Origin of the sequence: Nonomuraea turcica (genome assembly GCF_030718205.1) — a bacterium.
In the GTDB taxonomy this organism is placed as follows: domain Bacteria; phylum Actinomycetota; class Actinomycetes; order Streptosporangiales; family Streptosporangiaceae; genus Nonomuraea.
In genome coordinates, this window is record NZ_JAUZQF010000029.1 from 82,128 (window position 1) to 94,375 (window position 12,248).

Genomic DNA, 12,248 nt, shown 5'->3' on the forward strand with positions numbered 1-12,248 from the left:
CGACGATGCGCACGACCACACGCCCATCCTGACGCCGGGGTGGGCGGCACGATGGCTGGGTGCGACACTGATCGGTATGTCCGAGAGCGAGCATCGTCCCTTGTTGCCGCAGATGCGGCTCGATGAACTGCTGGCCGAGCTGCAGACGAGGCTCAATGCCGTGCTGGCCACGCGCGACCGGGTGCACGCGCTGCTCGAGGCCGTGGTGTCGGTGGGCAGCGACCTGGATCTGGAGACCGTGCTACGGCGGATCGTGGAGACGGCGACGAAGCTGGTGGACGCCAGTTACGGGGCGTTGGGCGTGGTGGGGGAGGAGCATACGCTCATCCAGTTCATTCCGGTGGGGCTGAGCGAGGAGGAGATCGCCAGGATCGAACACTGGCCGCACGGCCTCGGACTGCTCGGTCTGCTGATCAAGGATGCCCGGCCGCTGCGGCTGAGCCGCATCTCCGATCATCCGGAGTCGTACGGCTTCCCGCCGGGGCACCCGCCGATGGGCACCTTCCTCGGGGTGCCGGTACGGGTGCGGGATGAGGTGTTCGGCAACCTGTATTTGACCGAGAAGCGGGGCGGTGGCGACTTCGACGAGGAGGACGAGGCCGTCGTGGTCGCGCTGGCGACCGCTGCCGGTGTGGCGGTGGAGAATGCCCGGTTGTATGAGGAGTCGCGGCGGCGGGAGGCCTGGTTGCAGGCGTCGTCGGAGATCACCACGAGTCTGCTGTCCGGTGCCGACGTTCATGAGGTGTTGACCACGATGGCGGCGCGGGCCGGTCAGTTGTGTGATGCGGATCTGGTGCAGGTGCTGTTGCCCGAGGCGCCGGGTGAGACGCTGGTGGTGGATGTGGCGGAGGGTGAGGGCGCCGGCGAGCTGCTGGGGATGACGTTCGCGGTGGCGGCCACGCCGGCCGGCGAGGCGTACGCCCAGGGTGTGCCGGTGTCGGAGCGGGATCTGCCGGGCGAGCCGTATCCTGACTCGCCGTTGCGGCGGCTGGGTTACGGGCCTGGGCTGATGGTGCCGCTGGGGGCGACGCCGCGGGTGCGGGGGGTGCTGGCGCTGGCCAAGCGGAGCGGGCGGTTGCCGTTCAGCGGGGCGGATCAGCAGATGCTGGAGTCGTTCGCGGGTCAGGCCGCGGTCGCGCTGGAGTTGGCCGAGGCTCGTCGTGATGCCGAGCGGCTGGGTCTGCTGGAGGATCGGGATCGCATTGCCAAGGATCTGCATGACGTGGTCATCCAGCGGTTGTTCGCGACCGCGATGACGTTGATGAGCACGGTGCGACTGGTGGAGCGGCCGGAGGCGGGCAAGCGGGTGCAGCACGCGATCGATGAGCTGGATGAGACGATCCGGCAGATCCGCTCGTCGATCTTCGCCCTGCAGGCTCCGCGCGAGCAGGCCGCTGCGAGCCTGCGTACGCAGATCGTCGATCTGGTGGAGGGGGCGGGCGGGCATCTGGGCTTCATGCCGGGGCTGCGCATGGAAGGCCAGATCGACACTCTGGTGCCCGACTCCGTAGCCGAGCACCTGCTCGCCGTGCTGCGCGAGGCCTTGTCGAATGTGGTGCGCCACTCCCGCGCGACCCGGGCGGAGGTGTCGGTCGAGGTCGCCGACCAGCAGCTTGCCCTCGTGGTCACCGACAACGGCGTCGGCGTCGGTGAGAGCGGACGCCGTAGCGGCCTGCGCAACATCGAGGAACGGGCCGGCCGCCTGGGCGGCACCGCGGAGTTGGAGCCTCCGGAGGAGGGCGGGACGCGGCTGCGCTGGCACATCCCCCTCTAGCCACCCGGCGCCCGTCAGATCAGGCCATCTGCGCGAACTCCTCCCGGAGCGCGCCGATGAGGACGCGGAGGTCGGGAGTGCGGTCGGCGTCCGCGGCGATGGTGACGGTCAGGATGCCGGCGTAGGACAGCATGCTGAAGGCGATGGTCACGTTTCCCCGAGCCAAGGAGATCGGGATGATCGTACGCACGACGGCGCCGCCGAAGGACACCGGCTCCGTTGGCCCGCGCAGGTTGGTGGCGGCGGTGTGGATGAGGTGCTGGTGGTTGAGCAGCCAGCCGAGCAGGCGCAGGCGAGCGAGGATCCGGTTCACGGCGGTGAGCAGGGCGGTCGAGTCGCCTGTGGCGGTGGACTTCCTGGCCCGGGTGATGGCCGCGGTTCGGCGCAGCCGGTCCGAGAGGCCGCCTTCGGTGGGCAGGCGGACGGGCATGACACCGATCTCGTTGCCCAGCCGGGCGGAGGTGGTCGACGCCCGGGCGGAGACGGGCACGGACACCACCAGGTCGGGGATGCTCTCGCCGCGGCCCCTCAGCAGTGCGTGAACGGCTCCGGTGATCGCCGCCAGGGCGGCGTCGTTGACGGTGGCTGCGTGAGCGTGCGCGTATCGGCGGATGTCGTAGAGCCGTACGGTGACGGTCGCCAGCCGCTGACGTGGGCCGACTGGCTGGTTGAGCGAGCAGCGGGCTGCTCGTCGCGGCGTTCCCAGCTCGGCGGCGGCGCGCTTGAGCGTCGGCCAGAGGGTGGGCAGGTGCGCGAGTGTGCGCAGCCGGGTGGCCCAGGCGTCGGCGGCCACCCGGCGAAGCGGCGGCACCGGGTGGGAGAACGTCGCCGGCGGCGGTGGCGCGGGCGCGCCGTCGACGAGGCAGCCTAGGACGGCCAGGCTGCCGATGCCGTCGGCGAGCACGTGGTGGAAGCAGGCGATCAGGGCCATCCGGTCTTCCGAGAGGCCGGTCACCAGGGTGATCGTCCACAAGGGTTTGGACCTGTCGAGCGGCCGGCCGATGACGGCCACGGCGAGGTCGAGCAGCGCGTCCTCGTCGCCGGGTGGCGGGCAGGCGATGACTTGGAGGTGGTGGTCGAGGTCGAAACCGGGGTCGTCGATCCACAACGGCCGGCCGCAGCCGGGCGGAGTGGGCACCAGCCGCTGGCGCAGCCGGGGCACCGCCCCGATGCGCTCGGCGATGAGCCGCTGAGCACGCGTCACGTCGAAGGCCGGACCGCCGTCCAGGATCAGGCAGGCTCCTGCCTGCATGGGAACGGAGCCGATGTCGACCACGAGGTTGAGCAGGTCGCCCATGCTTGCTCGATCCAGCCCCACGTCCGGGCTTTTCGCGTCGTTCATCACGCTCTCCCTCGTGCTTGTCGGCGGCTTCGGACCAGGTCCAGGCCCAGCGCGGATCTCGGGCGTGCTCGCGCCCTGGAATCGGGTGTCGGTCATGGGGTTCCCGCGGTCAGGAGATGAGCGCGTGGGCCTGGCGGGCGATCTCCCATTCCTCGTCGGTCGGGATGACCAACACCGGCACCTCGGCGCTTGGAGGGGAGACGGCCCGCTCACTGGTCGAGTCGGCGTGGTTGAGCGCCGGGTCCACGGTGATGCCGAGCCGGTCGAGCCCGGCCAAGGACGCCGCCCGTGTGGCGCCGTCGTGCTCGCCCACGCCGCCGGTGAACACGATCGCGTCGACCCGGCCGAGCAGCGCGTAGTACGCGCCGACGTACTTGCGGATACGCCGAGTGTAAATCTCCAGTGCCTGCCTGGCCGTGTCGTCGTTGCGGGCGCGGACTTCGCGCATGTCCCTGGTGCCGGTCAGCGCGAGCAGGCCGCTGTGGTGGGTGAGTGCGTGCTCGACCTGCTGGGAGTCCAGCCCGTTCACGCGGGCGAGATAGCCGGTGAGGGCAGGATCGATGTCGCCCGAGCGGGTGCCCATGACCAGCCCCTCCAAGGGGGTCATGCCCATCGAGGTGTCGACGCTGCGGCCGCCGGAGATCGCGGTGGCGCTGGCGCCGTTGCCCAGGTGCAGCACGATCAGGTTGAGGTCAGCCAGGTCGTGGCCGAGGACGGCGGCGGCGCGGCGGGAGACGTAGGCGCAGGAGGTGCCGTGGAAGCCGAAGCGCCGCACGCCCCACTCCTGGGGCACGGCGTAGGTGTAGGCCTCGGGTGGCAGGGTGCGGTGGAAGGCGGTGTCGAACACGGCCACCTGTGGCACTCCGGGGAACGCCTTGCGCGCGACCCTGATTCCGGTGAGGTTGACGGGGTTGTGCAGGGGCGCGAGCGGGGCCAGCTCCTCGATGGCGGCGATCACGTTGTCGTCGATGAGCAGGGCCTTGGTGAAGCGGGTGCCGCCGTGCACGACGCGGTGGCCGACCGCGCCGGGTGCCAGGTCGGGTCCCGCCGCGGCGAACGCCTCCATCATCGCGTCCAGCCCTTCGTCGTGTCCGGGGACGGGCAGCTCCCGTATGTACGGCGGTCCATCGCCGGCCCGGTGCGTGAGCCGGCCCATGTCCTCGCCGATGCGCTCGACCAAGCCCCTGGCAGGGCGTTCGCGGGTGGTGACGTCGACGAGCTCGTACTTGATCGATGAGGATCCCGTGTTCAGGACGAGAATGCGGCCGGCCATGTCCACGAGCCTATTTCCACCGAGTCCTCGCCGTGTTCGCGCGTGTGGGCACGGGCCTGGAGCCGGGCGTCGGTCATCTGCTGGCGCAGGTGCGCGGCGGTGGTACCGAGGCCGGGGACGCGGTCGATGACGTCCATGACCAGGTGGTAGCGGTCGATGTCGTTGAGCATGGCCATGTCGAACGGCGTGGTGGTGGTGCCTTCCTCCTTGTAACCGCGTACGTGGAGGTTGTGGTGGCCGTGGCGGCGGTAGGTGAGGCGGTGGATCAGCCACGGGTAGCCGTGGAAGTTGAAGATGATCGGCTTGTCGGTGGTGAACAGGGTGTCGAACTCGGCGTCCGGCATGCCGTGCGGGTGCTCCGACTGCGGCTGCAGTCGCATCAGGTCGACCACGTTGATGACGCGGACCTTCAGGTGGGGCAGGTGCTCGCGCAGGATGGCCGCGGCGGCCAGGGTTTCCAGCGTCGGTACGTCACCGGCGCAGGCCAGCACCACGTCCGGCTCCTCGTCTTGATCGGTGGAGGCCCAGGGCAGGATGCCGAGCCCGCGGGTGCAGTGCGCGATCGCCTCGTCCATGGTGAACAGGTCCAGCACTGGCTGCTTCCCGGCGACGATCACGTTGACGTAGTCGCGCGAGCGCAGGCAATGGTCGCCGACCGACAGCAGGGTGTTGGCGTCCGGCGGCAGGTAGACCCGGACGACCTCGGCCTTCTTGTTGACGACGACGTCGAGGAAGCCGGGGTCCTGGTGGCTGAAGCCGTTGTGGTCCTGGCGCCACACGTGCGAGGACAGCAGGTAGTTGAGCGAGGCGACCGGCCGCCGCCACGGGATCTTCTTCGAGGCCTGCAGCCATTTGGCGTGCTGGTTGAACATGGCGTCGATGATGTGGATGAAGGCCTCGTAGCAGTTGAACAGCCCGTGCCGGCCGGTCAGCAGGTAGCCCTCCAGCCAGCCCTGGCACAGGTGCTCGGACAGCACCTCCATCACGCGTCCGCCGGCGGCCAGGTGCTCGTCGGTTTCCTCGATGGCGGCGTTCCAGGCGCGGTCGGTGGTGTCGAAGACGGCCTGCAGCCGGTTGGAGGCGGTCTCGTCCGGGCCCATCAGCCGGAAGCTGTGCGGGTTGGCGGCGATCACATCACGCAGGAACGCGCCCAAAGCTCGGGTGGGCTCGCTGGTCTGCGTCGCGGGCGCTTTCACCTCGATCGCGTAGTCGCGGAAGTCCGGCAGGGCGAGCGGGCGCAGCAGTTCGCCGCCGTTGGCGTGCGGGTTGGCGCTCATCCGCAGCGGCCCTTCCGGCACCGTCTGCAGGATCTGCGGGACCGGGCGGCCGTCGGCATCGAACAACTCCTCGGGCCGGTAGGAGCGCATCCAAGCCTCCAACATCGCCAGGTGCTCGGGGTTGTCGCGGACGCCGGACAGCGGCACCTGGTGGGCCCGCCACGTGCCCTCGACCGCCACGCCATCCACTTCGCGCGGGCCGGTCCAGCCCTTCGGCGTCCGCAGGATGATCATCGGCAGGCGGTCCGCGCGGCCGTCCTTGTAGGCGGCGATCTGGTCGAACACCTCATCCAACGTCCGGGCCATCTGCTCATGGTCGGGGCCGACGATGTGCGGGCGGTAGCCGTACCCCTCCATGAGCTTGATCAGCTCTTCCTCGGGTATCCGGGCGAGCACGGTCGGGTTGGCGATCTTGTAGCCGTTCAAGTGGAGGATCGGCAGGACGACGCCGTCACGGTAAGGGTCGAGCAGCTTGTTGGAGTGCCAGCTCGCGGCCAGCGGGCCGGTCTCGGCCTCACCGTCGCCGACGACACAGGCCACCACCAACCGGGGGTTGTCGAAGGCGGCCCCGAACGCATGGGCCAACGAGTAGCCCAGCTCGCCGCCCTCATGGATGGAGCCCGGCGTCTCGGGCGCGACGTGGCTGGGGATGCCGCCGGGGAAGGAGAACTGCCGGAACAGCCGCCGCATGCCCGTGGCGTCCCGCGAGACGTCCGGGTACTTCTCCGAGTAGGAGCCCTCCAGCCAGGCATGTGCGACCGCCGCGGGTCCGCCGTGGCCCGGACCGGCGATGTAGATCATGTCCTGGCTGCGCTCGGCGATGATCCGGTTGAGGTGGGCGAAGCAGAAGTTCAGGCCGGGTGTGGTGCCCCAGTGGCCGAGCAGGCGCGGTTTGACGTGCTCAGGTCGGAGAGGTTTGGTCAGCAGCGGGTTGTCCAGCAGGTAGATCTGCCCTACCGACAGGTAGTTGGCGGCACGCCAGTACGCATCAATTTTTTGCAGAGGTGTCATGGATCCGAATATCTCGGATCCATCGCGACCGGCCTAGGGACCTTGGTCCCGACGTCGCAGAGCAACATGGTCCCCCGTTCCCCTGCAGCCGGCTGCGAGCTTTGCGGCTTTGGCCGCCAAAGCGTCGCGGCGTATTGGCGAAATGGTCCATCGGACGCGCTCTGAAGGACTTTGGTCCCTGCTGTGAACACGGTGAAGCGCGGGATCTTGGGTCCATGTCCGTTCTTACCTCTGCGCTGGGAATGGCCCCATGACCGGAACCGGCGCGATCCCTGAGTCCGTTGTCCCCGGCGCTGGGTCCCATGCCGTCCCGCAGTCCGCGGACGGGGGAAAGCCCTTCGCCACGCGGGCCGGCGTGCGCAGGCTGGTGCACGCCGCCGTCGCGGGGCCCTCAGTGCACAACACCCAGCCGTGGCGCTTCCGCCGTGTCGACGACGCCACCATGGACCTGTACGCCGACCTCGACCGGCTGCTGGCCGTCACCGATCCCATGGGGCGCGGGCTCGGCATCAGCTGCGGGGCCGCCCTGTTCAACCTGCGGCTGGCGATCCGGATGACCGGGCACAACCCCGAGGTCCTGCCGCTGCCCGACCCCGGCGAACGGCCCGACCTGCTGGCCACCGTACGCGCCACCCCGGGTAGCCCACCCGACCAGGACGAGCGGCTGCTGTATGGCATGATCCCGCACCGGCGTACCAACCGCCTTCCCTTCGATGGCCGCCCGCTGCCGAGGAACGTCTTCCTCGACCTGGTCACCGCGGCCTACACGGAGGGTGCCACGCTTGTCCTGGTCAATGGCCGGACGGCGCGGCGGGTGCTCGACATGGTCGCCGTGGCCGAGGGCACGCTGGCCGCCGAGGCGTCCTACCGTGCCGAGCTGGCCCGCTGGACCGGCTCGGAGGCGCGCTCCGACGGCGTGCCCGAGCACGCCTTCGGTCCCCGCCCGAGAAACGGTGAGCTGCCCATGCGCGACTTCGCCCTGGGCGGCGCGCAAACCGTCCGTGACCGTCGACCGGGCGCGGCCAGCGAGCCCGTGCGGGAACAGGCGGACTTCGAACCGGATCCGCAGATCGCCGCCCTGTTCACCAAGGGCGATAGTCCGCTCGACTGGCTGCGCGCCGGGCAGGCGCTGCAGCGGGTGCTGCTCACCGCGACCGCGCACGGCGCGGCCGCCTCGCTGTTCAGCCAGCCCCTCGACCTGCGCCCGCCGCAGCACCGCGGCGACCACGCCGGGCCGTTGGGCCACTTGCAGATGCTGATCAGGCTCGGGTACGGCCCGCCGGTCCCACGTGTGCCCCGCCGCCCCGTATTCGAGGTCCTCAACCTGCGCACGCGGGAGGCCCGGCGTGGCTGAGCCGGTGCGGCCCGCCCTGATCCAGGGCGGGATGGGTGTGGGCGTCTCGGGCTGGCGGCTGGCCCGGGCGGTCGCCGCGACCGGGCAACTTGGCGTGGTGTCGGGGACAGCGCTGGACGTCACCCTCGCCCGGCGGCTACAGCGCGGCGACCCCGGCGGCCATCTGCGGCGCGCGCTGGCCTGCTTTCCTGTGCCTGAGATCGCCGAGCGGGTGCTCGGTCGCTATTTCGTGCCCGGCGGGACCGGCCCGGACGTGCCGTACCGTCCGGTGACCCGCCTGGGGCTGCGGGCCAACCGCGCCCGCGACGAACTCGCCGTGGTCGCCAACTTCGCCGAGGTCTTCCTGGCGAAGGAGGACCATGATGGGCCTGTCGGGGTGAACTACCTGGAGAAGATCCAGCTCGCCACCCCGGCGGCCGTCTACGGCGCGATGCTGGCCGGTGCCGACTACGTGCTGGTCGGCGCCGGCATCCCGGCGGAGATCCCGCGCCTGCTCGACGACCTCGCCGAGCACCACCCCGCCCGGATCTCGGTGGCAGTCGCGGGCGGCGACGGGCACACGATCGGGATCGACCCGGCCCGGCTGCTCGGCCACCGCCTGACGCCGCTGGCCCGGCCCAAGCTGCTGGCGATCGTGTCGGCGCACGTGCTGGCCGCCTACCTTGCCCGCTCGCCGGTGACCAGGCCGGACGGGTTCGTAATCGAGTCGCCGGTGGCGGGCGGGCACAGCGCGCCGCCCCGGGGCAGGATGACACTCGATCCGGCGGGAGAGCCGGTGTACGGGCCGCGCGACGAGGTCGACACGGCCAAGGTCGCCGCGCTCGGGCTGCCGTTCTGGCTGGCCGGTGGATACGGCACCCCCGGCGGGCTCGAGCGGGCCTGGGCGGCGGGCGCGCAGGGGATCCAGGTGGGGTCGGCGTTCGCGCTGTGCCGGGATTCCGGGCTCGACCCCGGCCTGCGCAGACGCCTGCGCGAGCAGGCCGCGAGCGGCGCCCTCCAGGTACGCAACGACCCGCGGGCCTCGCCCACCGGGTTCCCGTTCAAGGTGGCCGATGTGGCGGGGACGCTGTCGGAGCAGGAGGTGTACGAGGCGCGCCCGCGGCTGTGCGACCTGGGCTACCTGCGTACGCCGTTCGCCAAACCGGACGGCTCCGTCGGCTATCGCTGCCCGGCCGAGCCGGTCGACACCTACGTGCGTAAGGGGCGACCGGCCGAGGAGGCGGCCGACCGTCGTTGCCTGTGCAACGGCCTGCTCGCTGCGATCGGTCTTGGCCAGCATCGCGCCGACGGGTATGACGAGCCGCCGCTGCTCACGCTCGGTCAGGACGCCGGCTTCCTCGATGGCCTGCCGGATGACCACTCGGCGGCCGACGTGGTGGCCCACATCCTGTTGGGAGCCCACGTATGACGAAGTGGTCGGAGGCTGTCCGGTCGGCGCACGAGATCGGCCGACCGGACGGCACCGCACCCCGGGCCGAGCGCACCGGCGCCGATAAGCGGTCGTCCGGGAGGCCGCCGTTGCGGCGGGTCCGTAGGGATGTCGCGGACCGCCCGTTCATCGTGATCTGGGAGGCCACGCGGGCCTGTCCGCTGGCGTGCTTGCATTGCCGGGCCGAGGCCGTACCCGACCGGCACCCGGAGGAGTTGACCACCGAGCAGGCCGGGGAACTGATGCGGCAAGTGGCGGACTTCGGCCGGCCCGCGCCGCTGTTCGTGATCACGGGCGGTGACCCGTTCGAACGGCCGGATCTGTTCGAGCTGGTACGGCGGGCCCGCGAGCTCGGGCTGTCCCCGGCCGTGTCGCCCTCGGCCACCCCGGCGCTCACCCGGGGTAACCTGGCCCGGTTGCGCGAGGCGGGCGCCGCGGCGATCTCGCTCAGCCTCGACGGGGCCACCGACGCCGGGCACGACGCCTTCCGCGGCTACGACGGCGTGTTCGACAGGACCATGGCAGCCTGGCGGGCGGCCCGTGAGGCTGGGCTCAAGGTGCAGATCAACACCACTGTGACGCGTCGCAACCTGGCCCGGCTGCCGGACATCGCCCGCCTGGTACGCGACCAGGGCGCGCTGTTGTGGAGCGTCTTCTTCCTGGTGCCCACCGGCAGGGGCCGCGCCCTGTCCGCGCTGAGGCCCGAGGAAGCCGAGGACGTGCTGCACTTCCTGTACGACCTGGGCACCACGATCCCGGTCAAGACCACCGAGGCACACCACTTCCGGCGCGTGTCCGTGCAGCGACGCATCCTGGCCGAACACGGTGCCGACCACGCCGAGACGCTGGGGCCGCTCTACCAAGACCTCCACCATCGGGCGCGACAGGCCGGACTGGTGGGGGAGAGCCGGGTACGCCGCCCGCCCGTCGACGTGAATGCCGGACGCGGTTTCGTGTTCGTCTCCCACACCGGCACCGTGCACCCGTCGGGGTTCCTGCCGCTGGATGCGGGCAACGTCCGCGAGCGGCCGCTGACCGAGATCTACCGGTCCTCGCCCCTGTTCGTCGCGCTGCGCGACCCCGACCGGCTGGGCGGGCGGTGCGGGGCGTGCGAGTTCCGGACCGTCTGCGGCGGCTCGCGGTCGCGAGCGTACGCCTGCACCGGCGACGTGCTCGCCGAGGAGCCCTGGTGCGGTTACGAGCCGGGCAGCTTCCCCTACCAGAGCGACCTGGCCCGGCACCTCCACACGTCCTAAGTCCCCGAAGGTCGGGACCTTGGTCCATACCCCGCTCCAGGACCTGTGAGCTGAGATGAGACCGGGGCACCTTCGCGGCACGCAGCTGCGGCCACCTACGAATCCACGATCACGTGAGGATGACATGACGAACGCACCGGCCATCATTCATGGGCGCACACCCGCGCTGATGCTCGGCCTGGCGACCCTGGGCTTCGCGGTGAACTTCTGGGCCTGGGCCCTGCTCAGTCCGCTGGGCCCCCGGTTCAAAGAGTTGCTCGGCCTGTCTGCCGGGCAGCAGGCGCTGCTGGTCGCCGTGCCCGTGATCGTCGGCTCGCTGGGCCGCATCCCGGTCGGCGCTCTGACCGACCGCTTCGGCGGGCGGGTGATGTTCCCGCTGATCTCCGCCGCCACCATCGTGCCCGTCCTGTTCATCGGCGTGGCCGGGCAGACCTCGCTGGCCGCGCTGCTGGCCGGCGGGTTCTTCCTCGGCATCGGTGGCACCGTCTTCGCCGTCGGCGTGCCGTTCGTCAACGCCTGGTTCCCGCCACACCGGCGTGGCCTGGCCGTCGGGATCTTCGGCGCCGGGATGGGCGGCACCGCCATCAGCGCCCTGACCACCGTCCCCCTCGTCCGGACCGGCGGCCCCGCCACCCCCTTCCTGATCACCGCCGTCGTTCTGGCTGCTTACGCCGTCGTCGCGCGGCTGGTCCTGCGGGACGCGCCCGGCCGCACCGTCGCCACCCAGCCGCTGATGGCACGCATGGCCGCCACTGTGAAGCTGTCCATCACCTGGCAGGCGTGCGTGCTGTACGCGGTCGCCTTCGGCGGCTACGTCGCCTTCTCCGTCTACCTGCCCGCCTACCTGCAGACCGGCTACGGCCTCGAGCTGGCCGACGCGGCCAACCGCATGGCGGGGTTCGTGGTGCTGGCCGTCCTGGCCCGGCCGGTGGGCGGCTGGCTGTCCGACCGCATCGGTCCCATTCCTGTGCTGACCGGCGTGTTCGTCCTCATCGCCGTCATGGCCGGGGTGCAGGCGCTCACCCCCGGCCTCATGCCGCTCGGCACCATCGCCTTCCTCACCATGGCCGCCGCACTCGGCGCAGGCAGCGGCGCCACCTTCGCCCTCGTCGCCCAAGTCGCACCGGCCGACAAGGTCGGCACGGTCACCGGCCTGGTCGGCGCCGCCGGCGGCCTCGGCGGTTTCGTACCTCCGCTGGTGATGGGCTTCCTCTACGGACAGCTCGGCTCCTACGGCCTCGGCCTGGCCCTGCTGGCCATCACCGCCGCGCTCACCCTGGCTCTGACGGTGACCGTGATCCGCTCGGTGGCTGTCCGTCGTACGGCCGAGCATGTCGGGGCCGGCTGACCTGCTCGTCCTACGGTGGTCCGGCCGCCCTCGGCGTGGCCGGACCGTTGACTGCTCCTCAATGACCACCTCATTCGCGCAACGGAGGGCGTGACAGACCGTGGCGACACCGCAGACTCCCAGCGCGCCGCCACAGGCAGCGCAACCTGGACGCCCCGGCCGGCCGGGACGGGCCAGCCGGGGA

8 protein-coding genes are annotated in these 12,248 nt (G+C 71.0%); 5 read left to right on the top strand and 3 right to left on the bottom strand.

Going from position 1 to position 12,248, the window contains the following annotated elements; translation table 11 throughout:
• The first annotated feature begins 76 nt into the window (after positions 1 to 76).
• Positions 77 to 1,774 carry a sensor histidine kinase gene (locus Q9G87_RS49585; RefSeq protein ID WP_305923660.1) on the top strand — a complete coding sequence of 566 codons (1,698 nt, stop codon included), beginning with the start codon at positions 77 to 79 and terminating at the stop codon, positions 1,772 to 1,774.
• Positions 1,775 to 1,793: 19 nt separating this feature from the next.
• Here Q9G87_RS49585 and Q9G87_RS49590 read toward each other — a convergent pair whose 3' ends face one another.
• From Q9G87_RS49590 to Q9G87_RS49600, 3 genes are all read right to left on the bottom strand, one after another.
• Positions 1,794 to 3,116: a wax ester/triacylglycerol synthase domain-containing protein gene (locus tag Q9G87_RS49590; protein WP_305923661.1), complete on the bottom strand. Its 1,323-nt coding sequence runs from the start codon at positions 3,114 to 3,116 to the stop codon at positions 1,794 to 1,796.
• A 109-nt stretch (positions 3,117 to 3,225) separates the two neighbouring features.
• On the bottom strand, positions 3,226 to 4,389 hold the full coding sequence (locus Q9G87_RS49595) for an acetate/propionate family kinase (RefSeq protein WP_305923662.1): 1,164 nt from the start codon (positions 4,387 to 4,389) through the stop codon (positions 3,226 to 3,228).
• Entirely contained in the window at positions 4,365 to 6,677 is a 2,313-nt protein-coding gene (locus Q9G87_RS49600; protein ID WP_305923663.1) for a phosphoketolase family protein, read from the bottom strand. Before Q9G87_RS49600 ends, Q9G87_RS49595 begins: the two co-directional genes overlap by 25 nt.
• Before the next feature lie 250 nt (positions 6,678 to 6,927).
• On the opposite strand from Q9G87_RS49600, the gene Q9G87_RS49605 reads away from it, so the two are divergent.
• The 4 genes from Q9G87_RS49605 to Q9G87_RS49620 all read left to right on the top strand — a co-directional run bounded on the left by Q9G87_RS49605 (position 6,928) and on the right by Q9G87_RS49620 (position 12,064).
• A complete protein-coding gene (locus Q9G87_RS49605; protein ID WP_305923664.1) occupies positions 6,928 to 8,031 on the top strand; it encodes an Acg family FMN-binding oxidoreductase in 1,104 nt (367 codons plus the stop codon).
• Complete coding sequence (locus Q9G87_RS49610; RefSeq protein ID WP_305923665.1) at positions 8,024 to 9,439, top strand: nitronate monooxygenase; 1,416 nt, start codon at positions 8,024 to 8,026, stop codon at positions 9,437 to 9,439. Before Q9G87_RS49605 ends, Q9G87_RS49610 begins: the two co-directional genes overlap by 8 nt.
• Positions 9,436 to 10,716 (top strand): TIGR04053 family radical SAM/SPASM domain-containing protein, encoded by a 1,281-nt coding sequence (locus tag Q9G87_RS49615; RefSeq protein WP_305923666.1) that lies wholly within the window; start codon positions 9,436 to 9,438, stop codon positions 10,714 to 10,716. Before Q9G87_RS49610 ends, Q9G87_RS49615 begins: the two co-directional genes overlap by 4 nt.
• Before the next feature lie 124 nt (positions 10,717 to 10,840).
• The gene (locus Q9G87_RS49620; RefSeq protein WP_305923667.1) at positions 10,841 to 12,064 is read left to right on the top strand and encodes an MFS transporter; all 1,224 of its coding nucleotides are present in this window, start codon (positions 10,841 to 10,843) and stop codon (positions 12,062 to 12,064) included.
• Positions 12,065 to 12,248: the final 184 nt, after the last annotated feature.

Excerpts from the sequence above, each read along its gene's own strand:
- Q9G87_RS49585 (WP_305923660.1), top strand. The coding sequence starts at position 77 with ATGTCCGAGAGCGAGCATCGTCCCTTGTTGCCGCAGATGCGGCTCGAT.
- Q9G87_RS49590 (WP_305923661.1), bottom strand. The coding sequence starts at position 3,116 with ATGAACGACGCGAAAAGCCCGGACGTGGGGCTGGATCGAGCAAGCATG.
- Q9G87_RS49600 (WP_305923663.1), bottom strand. The coding sequence starts at position 6,677 with ATGACACCTCTGCAAAAAATTGATGCGTACTGGCGTGCCGCCAACTAC.
- Q9G87_RS49620 (WP_305923667.1), top strand. The coding sequence starts at position 10,841 with ATGACGAACGCACCGGCCATCATTCATGGGCGCACACCCGCGCTGATG.
- Q9G87_RS49595 (WP_305923662.1), bottom strand. The coding sequence starts at position 4,389 with ATGGCCGGCCGCATTCTCGTCCTGAACACGGGATCCTCATCGATCAAG.
- Q9G87_RS49615 (WP_305923666.1), top strand. The coding sequence starts at position 9,436 with ATGACGAAGTGGTCGGAGGCTGTCCGGTCGGCGCACGAGATCGGCCGA.
- Q9G87_RS49605 (WP_305923664.1), top strand. The coding sequence starts at position 6,928 with ATGACCGGAACCGGCGCGATCCCTGAGTCCGTTGTCCCCGGCGCTGGG.